Raw genomic sequence first — 15,929 nt, 5'->3', positions numbered from 1 at the left:
TCCTCGATCTTTTCCGAAGCGATCCTTTGCATGACCGGGCCGCAACAACGGGGCTTGTCGGTGAAACAGATCCCTCGATCCAGATATGGTCGATAGCGACACCGTTGGGCTGACCTTTCGCGTCGTAGATTGGCGCCGAAGTGCGTGGACATACAAATCATCCGGCGCCTCGACGATGGTCTGATCAGCACTCCGACAGTCGCCTAGATGATTGTCCGAGCCACCAATGAGAACTGAGGCGGCATCTGCGCTTTCTGTCGAAAATGACTGAACGGCTGCATTAAGCGGATCGGTGTACCGTTTATCTCAGTCAGGGAGCCACTCCAGGCTTCTTGATAAAGGCGTGCGAGATCGTCGATATCGGTGGTTGTCAGGACACTCTGAGGCCCATAATTCATAATGGAGAGAGGATCATGGGTACCGAAGATTTCGCTCGCGGAGCCCGTTTCTGACACTTTCGCAAAGAAATGGCGCAGTCCGAACACGTGACCGAGCTCGTGCGCGAGGGTCTCGATTTGCTCTTTGCGCACTTGCTCGAACATTTTCGGAAAGAGTACGAGCTCGTGTTGTCCGGCGTCCGGGAAGAAGGCGCGCGCCAGGGTGCAGCCTAAGGAGCTACAATTATCCTGTGTCTTGACGACGATCTCGAAATCCCACGGTTCGGAAGTTTCTGAGAATTTGATCGGAACCGCCTTTCCCCATTTGATCAGCGTCTCGCCAAACAGCGTCCGTAGATAAGATTTGACGGCGTCGGGATCAGCGAACTGTCTTAGAGACGCCTCCTGAAACCTCCAATTCAAGGTCACATTGATGTCCCACAGCGGGATGAATCCGTTGGTGGCGTCGACAACGATTTCGGTGATCGACCGGTTGTCGGGCAAGGCAAATCCTACACCGTCAGTCTCGCAACATGCGCCGCCGTGATAGACGTGCGTGACTTGTTTCAAAACGGACTTGAGTTGCGTGCCTGACTTCAGTGTGAATATGTCAGCGCTGCCCTTCTTTTTGACTACCATTTTGGCCTCCCCCTGCCAGTGCTCGTATTCCTTCGAGCCACTCCACGCATGTGGCGCGGTTTCATCCTTCTATGAAATACAAGTTCAGCGTGTATGATAGCAAATCAATATCAAAATTAAAGTATAAAATTGAACCATTGCCGCAAAGACTTTGAATGCCCGTGAAATCTAATAGAAACACCTGAAGGTTTTCAGCTTCATTCGATTTTACCCGGTTGGAGTTCTCGTATCATTCGTAAAAAGGTCTCAGGGCGGTACGTGTCATTGGAAGCGACCCAGAACATGCACTGCGAACGAAGCCATTGGCGACTAACAGTGGCCGTCCGCCAATGTCGAGGAATTGTCCGCTGGATCGGGTTCCAGCATGCGTGATTTCACTGGACGGCGAAGGCACTCATCGGCTACTCTACCTATGGGGGAATTAAAAATAATCATTCGCGTGTGCGCACTGTGCGCTGCGTTGAGAAGGTGGGGTATTCGTCGATGCAAAAGCAATATGTCGTGCTCCCGGCCCACGGTTTTCGGTCCCAGGCCCTGGCGCAAGCGACCGCCTTGCGTGCAACAATTCCGCTGGTCGCCCGGGGCGCCGGTGGGCCTGCCGTGGCACGGGCCGTTGCGGCTGACGTAAATGTAATCGACTCGGTCAGCGTTGATGGCCCGAAACTGGTCGAAATGTCGCCCGGGGCCGAACTCAACCTGCGTCTTCAGGAACCATCCCTGAAGATCGTCCCGCTCGTCAGATACGAAAAGATGCGCATGGTCTTCGACATCGAGCGGCAGCCCAGCGAGGCGGTCTCGGCTGCTGGTGCACAGGCGGCCGTGCTGAAGGTCGAGGACGATGGGGGCAATCCGATTGAAAACGCCCGGGTTGTGGCCTTCACCAATTTCCGCAACAGGGCAGGCGACGAAGGCCGCAGCGATGCCGACGGCAAGGTGGCGCTGCGGATTGCAACCGGCACAACGCTGGAACGGGTCTATGTCTACGGTCCCGCCGGATGGTGGGGATATTTCGAGAGAAACTTCAGCTTGTCGCAAAATGTGGTGATCCGCCTGCAGGCGATTGATCTGGCCGGGCAATCCCTGGCTTTGCGACGCTTCCGTACCAACCTTCCCCTGACCGCCGGCGACCAGATCGTCGTTGGCATCGTCGACAGCGGCATCGACCCGCAACACCCGCTGCTGCCCAACGTATCCGGTGGTGCCAACATGGTGCTCGACGAGACGAGAGACGATCCTGGCCAAGTGGCCGACTGGGGACCGGCCACTACCGACGGCGAGCATGGAACACATGTAGCAGGCATCGTGGGCGCGCGCCCGACTGCAGCCCTTGATCTCGCCGGCGTCGCCCCGGGTGTGACACTGAGGAGTTACCGGGTCTTTCCCCATACCGGGGGCGGGGCAACCAATTACGACATCATGAACGCCATCGACCGGGCGGTGCAGGACGGCTGCCATATCATCAATCTTAGCCTCGGTGGCGCAAGCGAGGATGAAGCCGTTCGCGCGGCAATCGGCTCGGCCCTCGATAACGGCGTGCTGGTGATTGCCGCCGCCGGCAATGACGGTCGCAAACCTGTCAGCTTTCCGGGAGCCCTGCCGTTTTGTGTGGCCGTCTCGGCAATGGGCTGGTCCGACAGCTTTCCCACGACCTCCTCGGAAGTCGGCGATATCGCCAAACCCTTTGGCTCGAACAGTACCTTCCTCGGTGCCTTTTCCAATTTCGGACCGCAGATCGATCTGACAGGGCCGGGTGTCGGTGTCGTCTCCACGTTGCCGGGAGGGCGGTTCGGGCCGATGAACGGAACATCCATGGCAAGCCCCGCTGTGGCCGGATACGCAGCCTTTCTTTTGGCCTCGGAAGGCACTATATTGGCATTACATGGTGCAGAGCGCAGTACGGCGCTGAGGGACCGCTTGTTTGGTGCTGCGACCCCGTTGGGCTTCGGGCGCGATTACGAAGGCTTTGGACTTCCGAGTTAGGATGATCATGAGCGACATGATGATGCAACAGGTCATATTGCGCAAGGAAAGCGCTTCTGCGCCATCCTCCAGGGAAGCGGCTGAAAAGCTTGGCCGCGCCGGTGCGACCGTCGTGGACGAACAGGCCTCGTCGCTTCTCGTCGAAGGCGAGGAGGAAACTCTTCGCAATGCCACAGCAGCCCTCAAGGGCTGGAAGACCATTCCGATGAAACGCTATTCCGTGCCGGACACCCGCGAGAAAATCGCTTTGTAGCCGGCTGCCACGTCAGCATAGTTTCACAAGTGGATGACGAGCCGTCACGGCCCGGGCATTCGGCTGTCTGTCCGTTCTAATGCTCGTTATTATAGAATATCTGATATGATTGCGATTTATCATTGCAATCCCGCATCCCGCATGTATAATCCAAGCACATCCTAAAATTCTGCCAGAATAATGCCTGATCGGGGGAGGGCCATGATGTTTGTTCGCAAAGATGTTTGGAAATTACCAAGTGGCGACCAAACGTTACTTTGGTATGGCCGCGCCGTCGAGCGTCTTCAGGGACTGCCAATTTCCGATGTCACGAGCTGGTGGTCACTTGCCGCCATGCACGGCATCGACGAACCGATCTGGCGAGGTTTCAACGTCATCCCGGCTGGCGCAACCTTGCCGGCCGGTCCGGCGCAGATAACGCTTTGGCGGCAGTGCCAACATCTGACCTGGTATTTCCTTCCCTGGCACAGAGGCTATTTGCTTGCCTTCGAGCGTATCGTCCGGAACGCCATTATCGATCTGGGTGGTCCGAAGGATTGGGCGCTCCCCTACTGGAATTATTCGGCCGATGCGCGCAGTCGCCAATTACCGCCCGCCTTCGCGAAGGACAAGCTTGTCAGCGGTCAGCGCAACTACCTCTTTGTGGCGCAACGTTACGGTACGGGGCAGGTGCCCCAGGCGCAATCGCCAATCGTGCTCGACCCCCGCGCCGTTACCATCACGGACACGCTCGCCGAACGGTTTTTCGAAGGCTCGGCCGGTGGCGGTTCGGCGGGTTTCGGGGGCGTTAAGACGCCCTTCTGGCATGGCGACGAAAGCAATGACGGCACCTTCGGCGTGCTCGAAACCCAACCGCACGGCCCCGTCCATGTTCTCGTCGGCGGCGGCTTCAAGGGCAACGGCCTGAGCCAGGATCCGCTGGAAATCGGCTGGATGACCAACCCCGACACCGCCGCCCTCGATCCGATCTTCTGGCTGCATCATGCCAATATCGACCGCCTCTGGAATGTCTGGTTGCGCCAGAAGCGCCGTCCGAACGACAGCGCGGATGTGTTTGCCAATCCGACTGACCCGGACTGGCTCGATGGGCCACAGGATCGAGAATTTGCGATGCCTGCCGTCGATGGCACGATCTATAATTTCAAGGCGCGGGACGTCCTCGATACACAATCGCCGTCGCTCAACTATATCTATGATGACGAGCCGGCCGGCGAGGACCTGACGACCTTGGTGGCCGCTCGTCTCCAGCGGCTCGGAGCAACGCCGGAGGCCGCATTCCAGGTTGCAGGAACTGTGTCAATGGCGCCACCGAAACAGGCAGAGCTCCTCGGAGCCAATAGCGGGACGATCAAACTTGCCGATGATGTCGTCGAGACGAAAGTGCGGCTGGACAAGGACCAGCAGCAGCGGCTGTCCACCACCTTGTCGGTCTCGCCCAGCATCCAGAAGGAACCGGACAAGGTCTATCTCAACCTTGAGAACGTCAAAAGTCCGACCGACGCCGCAGTATTTTACGTCTATGTCAACTTGCCCGGCGATGCCGATCCATCCGACGATACCGAGCATCTCGCCGGCACCCTGTCGATGTTCGGTGTCAGCAAGGCAAGCAAGCGGGAAGGGCCGACTGGCGGTAGCGGCATCAATGCCTCCTTCGACATCACCAGGATCATCGATGCCGCTTTTGCCCGAGAGGGCCTGGCAGAGGAGATTTCGGTCAAACTCGTCTCGGCCGTGCCGGGGGTGACAAGCGAAGGGATTTCCATCGGGCGTATCAGCGTCTACCGACAGGAGCAGTAAGGTGCGGCCCGTCGTCGTCGTTTGGTGTCTCATCACACGACTTCCCAAGCCGCTTCTTCTTGCCACGCTATTCGGCTGGATAGTGATGACGGGCAAAGAGGTTTTGCCGGCCATGCCCGACCTCTGCTTTTCCACGCCTTCCGTGGCAGGCCGCCTGACGACCCAGATCGATGTCGCCCTCGCAGACAAAGGTCTGTTTTTGACGGCGTTGGCCTGGATGGCGATGATCCTGGCAATGATGCCGCCTCTGCTCGCCGGGCCATTGCTGCATGTCTGGCGACGCAGTTTCAGCCGCCGCAGGCCAAGAGCTGTCTGTGCGTTTGTCGTGGCCTATCTCCTCGTCTGGATTGCTGCGGGGACCATGCTCGTTCCTGCCGCCATCGTGCTGAACGCTTGGAGCCAGACCGTCGCATTGGCACCAATCCTGCCCGCGCTGCTGATTGCGCTCGTCTGGCAGGTGACGCCGAGCAAGCAATGGTTCCTGAACTCCTGCCATGGCAGGCCGCCGCTTGCGGCCTACGGCAAACAGGCCGACCTCGACGTGTTTCGGTTTGGTGTGGCCCGTGGACTGTCATGTGCGGCGACCTGCTGGGCCTTCATGCTGGTGGTTCTCGTCTCCGGCGGCGTCGGTCACTGGGCTGTCATGGCCGCCACGATGATCCTCGCTCTTCTTGAGCGAAAACGCGGCCCCCAGCCTGCAACATGGTTCAACGGGATCCGGCTGGCGGTCTGATCCGGGTGTTGAGGAGGTTTTCCATGATCTTGGGCATTCCCGTCTATGACCATGTCGATCTCCTTGATGTCGCGGCACCGCATGAGGTTCTCAAATGGATGGATCCCGATCTTGAGATAAGGCTTCTGGCAGGATCGAGCGATCGGCCGGCTGTCACGCGCGACGGGTTCCGGTTTATTCCCACGCATCCGCTGAGCGACCGGACACCCATCGATATCCTGTGGGTGCCAGGCGGTGATCCGCCAGCGCTCGCAGCCTTGATGAACGGCTTGGATGGCGGGCACTATCTCGATTACCTGCAACAAGTGGGCAGTCGCGCCACATGGGTGTGCTCGGTCTGCGAAGGCGCGCTCCTTTCGGCCGCCGCGGGACTGTTGGACGGTTATGAGGCCACCACGCATTGGGCTTTTCTGCCGTGCCTGAAGAAGTTTAACAAGATCACGGTCGTGAGCGGCTTTCCACGCTTCCATCTCGACGGAAACCGGCTGACCGGCGGCGGCATCTCGTCGGGCCTCGACGAGTCGCTGGAGCTCGTGCGCCTCCTGACCGACGACGAGACCGTTCGAAAGGTCCAGCAGACGTTACAATACTATCCCAAACCGCCGTTCCCGGAAAATCTCCGGGAGCCGCCGCAATGCATGTTTGACTGGTGAGGAAGACGACAACCTCCTGGAGGGAGCAACATGAGCAGTTCAGAATTGGCTGGATCGTGGACATATCGCAGCTTCCGCAATGATCCGACCCCAATCGACGGCGATCCGCAGAAGGCGCTCGATCTGTTTTTCGCGGATGCGGAATTTCGTTTCGACACCCTCACGGACACCGAATTCAAAGGTGTCATCGACTGGGGCAGCGGAGGGCTCGATCTCGCCGGGCGTATTACCCAAGGCGGCGCCGACACGCCCGTTGCCTTTGAGATTGTCGGAACGGGCCGGACAGGCACCGAGACCGATGGTTGGCAATATGACTACAACGGCTGCCTTGCCTATCGCTGGCCGAACGGCACCCGCCAGGTTCCGTCGCTCGTCGGTTCACTCATTCGGGCAAAACCCCACAACGGCGCCCCGGCCGGCTATACGGCATCTTTCATCGCCGTCAGGAAATCCTGACCGTTGCCCGTCAGGCGACGCCGCAACCTGGATCAGTGATGGCAGGGGCCAGTGCGGACTATCACGACGAGTTCGTCCGATATCTGGAAACAGGAGTTCCTTCGGACAACAGAGAGAGAGAGTTTCTGCATTTCCGGCAAAAAACATGACTATTGAACTCATGTTATTTTTGGCTTAGAAGCCGGTACGTGGCGATGCGCCACTGACAGGTTGATGCCCGGTAAGGACGGTCTCTGGTTTGAGTTTTTGGCATTCCATGGTCTGGCATACCGAAGGCATCCGCGTGATGGCGCCGGTCAAATGGCGGCAGTTCGATGGACTGGTCAGTGTCTTCTGGGAAGCCGAAAGCCAGTCAGGCGCGAGGGGCTATTACCTCTCGGACGATCCGCGCATCATGATTTTCTTCAGCGATGTCTCGTCCCAGATCCGAATGTCGAACCGCGATGGTGACTTTAAGCAGCATTACAGGCCTATGACGCGAGCGGTCTATGTTCCCCCCGGCATGCCTATGTGGACGACGAGCGGTGCCACGCATCGCTTCTCGCACCTCAATCTGCATATGCACAAAGATCGGCTGCTGCGCTACCTGGCGCCCTCGCTCGGTAATTCGGCGGCGATGACGGCGCTTCGCAATCCGGTCGAGGTACAGGATACAGAAGCGATCGAAACGCTCGCCCGCCTTGTCGTCGACGAGGTTTCCACTCCATCGAAACATGAAATCTATGGTGAAAGCCTTGTCGGCAGCATCGTCAGTGGCCTCGTGGACATTCCCCGGCAGCGCGTTGAACAGCTGAACGGTCGGCTAACGCAGGCGCAGATGAACAAGCTGATCGCCCGCTTCGACCGTCTCAGCGATTGCCGCCTGAGCGTTGCCGAGATGGCCGAGACGGTCGGTCTGTCGGAAAGCTGGTTTTCCAGTGTCTTCAAGCAGACGACCGGCAAAACGCCGCTGCAATGGCAACTCGGCAAACGCATCGACCATGCCAAGCGGCTGCTCACCGAAAGCGAGCTTGCTGTCGCTGATATCGCCGCCCAGCTCGGTTTCTCCGATCAGGCGCATCTGACCAAGGTCTTCCGCCAGATCGCCGGCGACACACCCGCTGCCTGGCGGCGGCTGCAACAGCTCCGCTAGATCTCAAAAGGGTGGTCCGCCCCGCAAGGATGTGGACGGGACCGGCCGATTACCAGGTCTGGCGCAGTGTTGCGTAGATCGCGCGACCCGGATTGTAGAAATCTGCGCCGAAACCGCCATAGGCGACATGCTTCTCGTCGAAGAGGTTGCTGACATTCACATCGAAGGATGTGTTTTCCTGGATCTTGTAGCTGAAGGCCGCATCGAAGACGATGCTGCTGCCGGTCGACTGAGTGTTTGCGTCGTTGAAGTAGTAGGAGCCGGTGTAACGCGCGCCGAGGCCGAAGTTCATGTCGCCGCGGAAACCGTTGCCGGGAATTCCGTAGTTCACCCAGAGCGAGGCGATGTGATTGGGCACGAATGACATTTCGTTGCCCTCGTTGCCGAGCGTGCCGTTCTCGACGATGTCGGAGACCATATAGGAATAGGCGGCCGTCAAGCTGATATTGTCGGTAACTTCAGCCTTGGCCTCGAGATCGATACCGCGCACGCGAACCTCGCCGATCGTCTCCTGGAAACCGGTTGCCGGGTTGGTGCGGGTAATGTTGTTCTTGGTCAGATCGTAGACTGCCGCGCTGAAGAGGGCAGGGAATTCGTCGGGCCGGTATTTGACGCCGACTTCCCACTGTTCGCCGCGCTCGGGATCAAGCGTCAGCGAGGCGGGCAGCACCGATTCTGCGTAGCTGACATAGGTCGCCACCTGATCGGTGATCTTATAGCTCAACGCGGCGCGTTTGGTGAACTCGCTGAGATCGGCGTCGGAGGTCGAGCCCGCCATATTGTTTTGCTGCAGCAGGTCGAGCCAGTCGTTGCGCAGGCCGACGGAGGCGGTCAGCTTGTCGAAGAAGGTCAGATCCTGCTGCAGATAAAGGGCCGTGGTCTTCTGGTTGTTTGTCAGGCTCTGGTAGAGCGGAACCGAAGTCGGTGCGCCGGTATAGACGGGGTTTGTCCAGTCGATGCCAGGGGCGCCGCCGAAATAGCCGTCATTGTCGGATTGCAGATTGTTGTATTGGAGACCGACGAGGCTGCGGCTGTCGATGTCCTCGAAATTCGTTTCATATTGCAGGCGGGTATCGATGATGAAGTTTTCGACCGCCTGGTCATTGGCGAAGAAGGCACGGTCGGCGATGGTCGAGCCGTTTGTCGGCGTCGCCGAGATATAGGCATAGCCGAAATTGCTCTTGGTATTGCTGTAGCGCGCATTCGAGCTCAAAGTCAGGCCCGAGCCAAAGTCATGATCAAACATGACACTCAGCGTATTTCTGTTGACGTCGCGGTAGTTGAAATCAGGCTCGCCGAAGAAGCGGCTTCTCGCAAAATCCGAACCAACCGGATGACCGCCGCTGCCGGGAACGCCGTCCTTGTCCAAATGGTCATAGACCACCGTCAGATTGGTATCGGCGCTCGGGCGCCAGGTCAGGCCGCCCATGAAGAAGTTCTCGTCGTCCTGCGAGTAGTCATATTCCTCGTCGGCGCGCTTCACCTTGCCGGTGATGCGGTAGGAGAAGGTATCGTCCTCGGTAATGTTGTCGCCGAAATCGACGCCCGTCTCGCGGTGATCAAAGGATCCGCCGGTGACATAGGCCTCGCCGAAGCGCTCGCTCTTCGGCCGCTTGGTCACGAAGTTGACCGCGCCGCCGGGGTCGGAAACGCCAAAGGTAGTGGAATTGGCACCCTTCAGCACTTCGACACGCTCGAAGGCGAAAGGCTCTTCGCGGATGCCGCCGAAGGGGTCGCCGAGCGTCAGGCCGTCGCGGTAGGTATAGGCATCGAAGCCGCGGATCTTGAAGTAGTCGAAGCGGTCGTCCGAGCCGTAGAAATCGGTGGTCACACCGGATGTATATTGCAGTACCTGTTCGGTATCCTGCGCGCCGCGCTCCTGGATCTCCTTCGACGTGATGACGGAGACGGAGGCGGGCGTGTCGAGCAGATCGGTCGCCATACCGTTGCCGCTGATGGTCTTGGTCGCGACGATTGATTTGGAATCATTATCGGTATCGAGGCCGCTGCCTTGAATGACGATCGGCGCCAGAGTGGTTGCCGTATTCGAATTCCCGCTCTCCTGACCGAGCACCGCGCCCGGTGCAAGGGCGACAAGCGCCGTGCAACCCAGAAGGACCGCATTCCGGTAGCGGAGAAGGGTCTGTCGCGAGTGAGCGCCTGTTCTTTCGATGTTCATGTTCACGTTCCAGAAGTTGGTGTCGCCGTTGTGGCCCTTCGGCAGGAGGTGCCGAATGGAATGCCGTTTTGGGGATCGGTCCGAACGGCATGTCGGCAGCCGGTGCGAACGAGAGATTTACCCTCGGACCTGCGGCCACAATGGTTGGTTCGATGTCCCCTGCGACGGCTACTAACTTGAGCGCGCTTATCCAGTATTGTAAATTTCGCGGGTTTTGTAGGATCCTACGGAAATCTCAACGCTGTAGCCTCGAAGTGCCGGCAGGACCGTTGACGCTGGTAGATTAACCTGAAAGTGGAGGTCAACTTAAAACTGGCGGAGTTTGCACGATGCTGCGCTTTTTGCTTCTGGCCGCGAAACTGGCGGTAGCCTGTGTCTGGTTGAATGCCGCTGGGTCCGGCAGTGTCCGGGCTGACGAGGGCACGTCCTATCCCGTTACTATCAAGCATGCTTTCGGCACGACCGTCATCGCCAGGAAACCGGTGCGGGTCGCGACGGTCGCCTGGGCCAATCATGAAGTGCCGCTGGCGCTCGGCATCGTGCCAGTCGGTTTTGCGGTTGCCAATTTCGGCGATGATGACGGCGACGGGCTGCTGCCATGGGTCGCCGACAAGCTCAAGGAGTTGCATGCCGAAAAGCCTGTCCTGTTTGACGAGGGCGATGGCCTCGATTTCGAGGCGGTCGCCGCCACCCGGCCGGATGTGATTCTGGCGGCTTACTCCGGCCTCAGTCAGTCGGATTACGATACGCTGAGCCAGATCGCCCCTGTTGTCGCCTATCCGGAGGCACCCTGGTCGACCGATTGGCGCGAGATGATCCGTCTGGACAGTGCCGGGCTTGGCATGGCCACAGAAGGCGATGCGCTGATCAAGAAGATCGAGGGCGAAATATCAGAGACCATCGCTGGCCATCCCGAACTGCATGACAAGTCGGCGATGTTCATCACGCATCTCAACGCGACCGATCTTAGCACTGTCAATTTCTACACGACTAACGATACGCGCGTGAAATTCTTCGCAGATCTCGGGCTGAAGTCTCCAAAGAGTGTCGTTGAAGCCTCGGCTCCAGGCAAGTTCGCAGGCTCGATCAGTGCCGAACGCATCGATTCCTTCGATGATGTCGATATCGTCGTCACCTATGGAAACCAGCAGCTGCTCGAAGCGCTGGAGAAGAACCCGCTGATGGCGAGAATGCCGGCCGTTTCCAAGGGCGCGCTGGTGACGCTCGGCCGCAATCCGATCGGCACGGCCGCCAATCCGACGCCACTGTCGATCTCCTGGGTTCTCAAGGATTACGTGGCGCTGCTCGCAGACGCCGCCAGAAGGTCTCCCAGAAAGCCCCAATGATCGTACGCAGTCCGAAATCGCCAGCCCGGCAACCCATAACTGCCCGGTCGAAACAAGCCCGCAGCCTCTGGCTTCTCGGGCTCGTCGTGGCTCTTATGTGCCTCTGTGCGCTCTCGGTCACGGTTGGCACGCGTGACGTGGATTGGGCGGATATTTCCGCGGCCCTTGCCGGCCATGCGGACACGATCGGACAGGCGGCGGTGACGGTGCGCATTCCGCGTACGTTGCTTGCCGTCATCGCCGGTGCAGCACTTGGCCTTGCCGGAACGATCATGCAGGGGGTGACGCGCAATCCGCTCGCCGATCCCGGTATTCTTGGCGTCAATATGGGCGCATCGCTTGCTGTGGTCGTTACTGTCGCCTGGTTCGACATCTCCTCGAACGAAGCCTATATCTGGACAGCGATCCTCGGGGCCGGATGTTCGGCGGTCTTCGTCTATACGATCGGTTCGCTTGGGCGTGGCGGGGCGACGCCCTTGAAACTGGCGCTTGCCGGCGCCGCAACCTCGGTTGCCTTTGCCTCCATGGTCATCGCCGTCGTGCTGCCCCGCAACGATATCGCCGGCGGCATCCGCTCCTGGCAGATCGGTGGTGTCGGTGGGGCGACCTTCGAACGTATCCTGCCGGTTCTGCCTTTTCTCGCGGCCGGCCTCCTTATCAGCCTGCTGTCGGCGCGCAAGTTGAACTCTCTAGCGCTCGGCGATGAGCTGGCGGCAGGACTTGGCGAGCGCGTGGCACTAGCGCGCGGCGTTGCTGCGCTCGGCGCCATCCTGCTTTGCGGCACGGCCACGGCGGTCTGCGGGCCGATCGGCTTTCTCGGCCTCGTCGTGCCGCATCTCTGCCGCCTGCTAGTGGGGGTCGATTACCGCTGGCTCCTGCCTTTTTCCGCAATCGGCGGTGCCTGTCTGCTGCTGTCAGCCGATGTCATCGGACGCATTGTCGCAAGACCGGCCGAACTCGATGTCGGCATCGTGACGGCACTCATCGGCGCCCCCTTCTTCATCGCCATCGTCCGGCGTCAGCGGGTGCGAGAGCTATGACCGTGCGTGTCTCTTCCCTCGATCGCATCGTCGACAATCGCCGCCGCAGGGCGCGTCGACATATGGTCGTGGTCGCCATGCTGCTCTGCATTGTTGTCGTGATCTTCGCACTCACCCTGTCGCTTGGACAATCTTTCACACCGCCCGGCGACGTCATCCGTGTGCTGCTCGGTGAGAATGTGCAGGGCGCGGCATTTACTGTCGGCCAGCTGAGGCTGCCGCGCGCTGCATTGTCGGTGCTTGCCGGCCTGAGCTTCGGGCTCGGCGGCGTCGCCTTCCAGATCATGCTGCGCAATCCGCTGGCAAGCCCCGATATTATTGGCATCAGCTCGGGCGCGAGCGCAGCTGCAGTCTTCGCGATCGTCGTGCTGTCGCTGAAGGGGCCGGTCGTTTCCGTCCTGGCCGTCGTCGCCGGTCTCGGAGTGGCCATCATGGTCTACGGACTGTCGTCCCGCAATGGAGTGGCGGGCACGCGGCTCATCCTCGTCGGCATCGGCGTATCCGCCATGCTGGAAAGCGTCATAGCCTATATTCTGTCGCAGGCGCCGGCCTGGAGCCTGCAGGAGGCGATCCGGTGGCTGACGGGCAGTGTCAACGGCGCCCAGCTTGGCCAGGCGGCTCAGCTGCTTCTGGCGCTTGCCGTCTTCGGCGGGTTGCTTCTCAGCCGCGCACGCGACCTGGAGGCGCTGCGGCTCGGAGATGATACGGCCGCTGCCCTCGGTGTCGGCGTGTCGTGCACCCGTATCATGATCATCGTCGCAGCCGTCGGCATGATCGCCTCGGCAACGGCGGTGACAGGCCCGATCGCCTTCGTGGCCTTCCTGTCGGGGCCGATCGCCGCGCGCATCGTAGGGAACAATCGCTCGATCCTTATTCCGGCTGCTCTCGTCGGTGCGGTGCTGGTGCTGGCGGGCGACTATGCTGGCCAGTTCCTGCTGCCGAGCCGCTATCCGGTCGGCGTCGTCACTGGGGCGCTCGGTGCCCCCTATCTGATTTTCCTGATCGTGCGCGTCAACCGGACCGGAGGCTCGCTGTGACCATCCATACTCTCACAGCGAGCGGACTTTCGGCCGGCTACGGTGAAGACGAGATCCTGCACGGGCTCGATCTCGCCGTCCCACCCGGCAAGATCACCGTCATCGTCGGTGCGAATGCCTGCGGCAAGTCCACGCTGCTGCGCGCCATGTCGCGATTGCTTTCGCCGCGCCAGGGGCAGGTGCTGCTCGACGGCAAGTCGATCCATCGCACGCCGCCGCGCGAACTTGCCCGCACCCTGGGCCTGCTGCCGCAATCACCGATCGCGCCCGAGGGCATTACCGTTGCCGATCTCGTCAGCCGTGGCCGCCATCCGCACCAGAGCCTGTTTTCACGCTGGACCCGCAAGGATGACGAGGCCGTCGATGCTGCGCTGGCCGCCACCAAGACCTCGGATCTTGCCGAAAGACCGGTGGACGAACTCTCGGGCGGGCAACGCCAGCGTGTGTGGATCGCGATGGCGCTGGCGCAGGAGACGGAGATCCTCTTGCTCGACGAGCCGACAACCTTCCTCGACATCAGCCATCAGGTCGAAGTGCTGGATCTCCTGACCGATCTCAATCACGCGCGCGGCACCACCATTGTCATGGTGCTGCATGATCTCAATCTTGCGGCGCGTTATGCGGACCGCCTCGTCGCCATGACGGATGGTGGCGTGCATGTGTCCGGCACGCCGCAGGAGGTGCTGACCGAAGATAATGTGCGGCAGGTTTTCGGTCTCGAAAGCCGCATCATCACCGATCCCACATCCGGCCGGCCCATCATGCTGCCGATCGGCCGTCACCGGATGGCGGCGAGCGAACGTGAACCGCAACAGGCATTCCACAAGGAGGACAGATGACCACAGCTCAGGAATTCAAGCTCTCGGGTGTCGCGCTTCCCAGGGATGCCGCAGCCATGCTTGGCGAAATCTGCGAGCATTTCGTCGAACATGCCGAAGTGCGGCGCAGTGACGACCTGGCGCTTCTGACGAGCAAGGCCGGCACTGCCGAAATCCGCATTCAAGACCATAGGCTGCTGATCGAGCTTTCCTGCTCCTCGGAGAAAGCGCTGCAGATGAGCCGCACTATGCTTGCCGAGCATCTCTTCTATTTCGCCGGCGACGATTCGCTGGAACTCACCTGGTCCGATCCTGGCGCACTCGCCGTGCTGCCGAACATCTATGAGGCCACCGTGGTTTCGGCTGAAGATGTGACGCCGCATATGCGCCGGGTGAAATTCGCCTGTGCTGACGTCACGCCTTTCATCGGCGGCGATATGCATCTGCGCCTGCTCGTGCCGCCGAAGGGCAGGGCGCCGGTCTGGCCCGGCCTGCGGGCCGACGGCCGCGTTGCCTGGCCCGGAGGCGAGGACGAACTCTTGGTGCGCGTCTACACGATCCGTACCGTCGATGTCGAAAAGCGCGAACTCTGGGTCGATTTCCTGCAGCATCCGACACCTGGCGTCAAAACGCCCGGTGCCGATTTCGCCCGCGATGCCGAGCCCGGCCAGCGGGTTGCGCTCCTCGGTCCCGGCGGCGGTAACCTTCCGGCGGCACAGTCCATCCTGCTTGCCGGCGACGAAAGCGCGCTTCCTGCCATTGCCCGCATCGCCGAGGAAATGCCTGCAGGGACGCGGCTGCAGGCAATCATCGAGGTCGCGGACGAGACGGAAGAACAGCCGCTGTCAGCAGCCGGTTCACTCGATGTGCGCTGGCTGCATCGAAGGCACTATGCCAATGGCGCCAAGGGCGTTCTGCTGGAAGAAGCCAAACAGGCGGTTGCCGCCACCGAGGGCGAAACGTTCGTCTGGTTTGCCTGCGAAAAGGAGGATGTGCGCGCCATGCGGACTTTCCTGAAGGCACGAAGGCATGACAGGAGGAACATGTATGTGGCCTGGTATTGGGAACGCGAACCCGAACCCGGCTAAGGGCTATCTGAGAAACATGTCTTGCATGGAAGCGCGCGAGCTTGAGCGATCTAGCGCTCCATCGCGATGGTCGACCTTCGTCTCCTCGCCGTGCTGGGGCAGGTCTTCGACGATGCCTTGCCAAGTCTCATTCGTGCAGCGCTAGGCGGCTTTGCTCTCGCGCTCTCGACGGGATTGCTTCTGGTTTCCGTGCGCATCGGGAGTTACGCGGCAAATCCCGCCTTCGTGGCAAAGATGGCGATTTTGCTAACCGCGGGAGCGAACGCGCTCGCTTTGAGAATTGCGGCTAAGTCACCGGAGCTAAGGCCGATCTTGAACACTCGTCAGGCGCGTCTAGCCGGTGGGCTGTCAATTGTGCTCTGGGTGGCCGCAGTCTTTTCGGGACGGTGGATAGCTTTCCT

Annotated in this window: 14 protein-coding genes; 12 read left to right on the top strand and 2 right to left on the bottom strand. The window is 60.2% G+C overall.

What is annotated here, in order from left to right:
- Positions 1-203: 203 nt before the first annotated feature.
- A complete protein-coding gene (locus H4W29_RS25475) occupies positions 204-1,016 on the bottom strand; it encodes a zinc metalloprotease (protein WP_192731625.1) in 813 nt (270 codons plus the stop codon).
- A 552-nt stretch (positions 1,017-1,568) separates the two neighbouring features.
- Here H4W29_RS25475 and H4W29_RS25470 point away from each other — a divergent pair.
- From H4W29_RS25470 to H4W29_RS25440, 7 genes are all read left to right on the top strand, one after another.
- Positions 1,569-2,996 (top strand): S8 family peptidase, encoded by a 1,428-nt coding sequence (locus tag H4W29_RS25470; RefSeq protein ID WP_192731624.1) that lies wholly within the window; start codon positions 1,569-1,571, stop codon positions 2,994-2,996.
- Positions 2,997-3,003: 7 nt separating this feature from the next.
- The gene (locus H4W29_RS25465) at positions 3,004-3,249 is read left to right on the top strand and encodes a hypothetical protein (protein WP_192731623.1); all 246 of its coding nucleotides are present in this window, start codon (positions 3,004-3,006) and stop codon (positions 3,247-3,249) included.
- Positions 3,250-3,450: 201 nt separating this feature from the next.
- Positions 3,451-5,046 carry a tyrosinase family protein gene (locus H4W29_RS25460; protein WP_192731622.1) on the top strand — a complete coding sequence of 532 codons (1,596 nt, stop codon included), beginning with the start codon at positions 3,451-3,453 and terminating at the stop codon, positions 5,044-5,046.
- 85 nt (positions 5,047-5,131) lie between these two features.
- Positions 5,132-5,779, top strand: a complete 648-nt coding sequence (locus tag H4W29_RS25455) for a copper chaperone (RefSeq protein ID WP_192731621.1) — start codon at positions 5,132-5,134, stop codon at positions 5,777-5,779.
- Between the two features lie 23 nt (positions 5,780-5,802).
- The gene (locus H4W29_RS25450) at positions 5,803-6,432 is read left to right on the top strand and encodes a DJ-1/PfpI family protein (RefSeq protein ID WP_192731620.1); all 630 of its coding nucleotides are present in this window, start codon (positions 5,803-5,805) and stop codon (positions 6,430-6,432) included.
- A 30-nt stretch (positions 6,433-6,462) separates the two neighbouring features.
- Entirely contained in the window at positions 6,463-6,888 is a 426-nt protein-coding gene (locus H4W29_RS25445; RefSeq protein WP_192731619.1) for a hypothetical protein, read from the top strand.
- A gap of 238 nt (positions 6,889-7,126) precedes the next feature.
- Entirely contained in the window at positions 7,127-8,020 is an 894-nt protein-coding gene (locus tag H4W29_RS25440; protein WP_192731618.1) for a helix-turn-helix domain-containing protein, read from the top strand.
- Positions 8,021-8,069: 49 nt separating this feature from the next.
- Here the strand turns inward: H4W29_RS25440 and H4W29_RS25435 are convergent, their stop codons facing one another.
- A complete protein-coding gene (locus tag H4W29_RS25435; protein ID WP_192731617.1) occupies positions 8,070-10,199 on the bottom strand; it encodes a TonB-dependent siderophore receptor in 2,130 nt (709 codons plus the stop codon).
- Positions 10,200-10,528: 329 nt separating this feature from the next.
- Between H4W29_RS25435 and H4W29_RS25430 the strand changes: the two genes are divergently transcribed.
- From H4W29_RS25430 to H4W29_RS25410, 5 genes are read left to right on the top strand one after another with little or no spacing between them, the layout of a single operon-like run.
- Complete coding sequence (locus H4W29_RS25430; protein ID WP_192731616.1) at positions 10,529-11,545, top strand: iron-siderophore ABC transporter substrate-binding protein; 1,017 nt, start codon at positions 10,529-10,531, stop codon at positions 11,543-11,545.
- Positions 11,542-12,585, top strand: coding sequence for a FecCD family ABC transporter permease (locus tag H4W29_RS25425; RefSeq protein ID WP_192731615.1), 1,044 nt, complete (start codon positions 11,542-11,544; stop codon positions 12,583-12,585). The genes H4W29_RS25430 and H4W29_RS25425 overlap by 4 nt, the downstream gene beginning before the upstream one ends.
- A complete protein-coding gene (locus H4W29_RS25420; protein ID WP_192731614.1) occupies positions 12,582-13,622 on the top strand; it encodes a FecCD family ABC transporter permease in 1,041 nt (346 codons plus the stop codon). Before H4W29_RS25425 ends, H4W29_RS25420 begins: the two co-directional genes overlap by 4 nt.
- Complete coding sequence (locus tag H4W29_RS25415) at positions 13,619-14,461, top strand: ABC transporter ATP-binding protein (protein WP_192731613.1); 843 nt, start codon at positions 13,619-13,621, stop codon at positions 14,459-14,461. Before H4W29_RS25420 ends, H4W29_RS25415 begins: the two co-directional genes overlap by 4 nt.
- The gene (locus H4W29_RS25410) at positions 14,458-15,528 is read left to right on the top strand and encodes a DUF2218 domain-containing protein (RefSeq protein WP_192731612.1); all 1,071 of its coding nucleotides are present in this window, start codon (positions 14,458-14,460) and stop codon (positions 15,526-15,528) included. The genes H4W29_RS25415 and H4W29_RS25410 overlap by 4 nt, the downstream gene beginning before the upstream one ends.
- Positions 15,529-15,929: the final 401 nt, after the last annotated feature.

It is taken from the genome of Rhizobium viscosum, assembly GCF_014873945.1.
Lineage (GTDB): Bacteria > Pseudomonadota > Alphaproteobacteria > Rhizobiales > Rhizobiaceae > Rhizobium > Rhizobium viscosum.
Note: the sequence above shows the minus strand (reverse complement) of the source record. Positions and strands in the feature narration are given on the sequence as shown.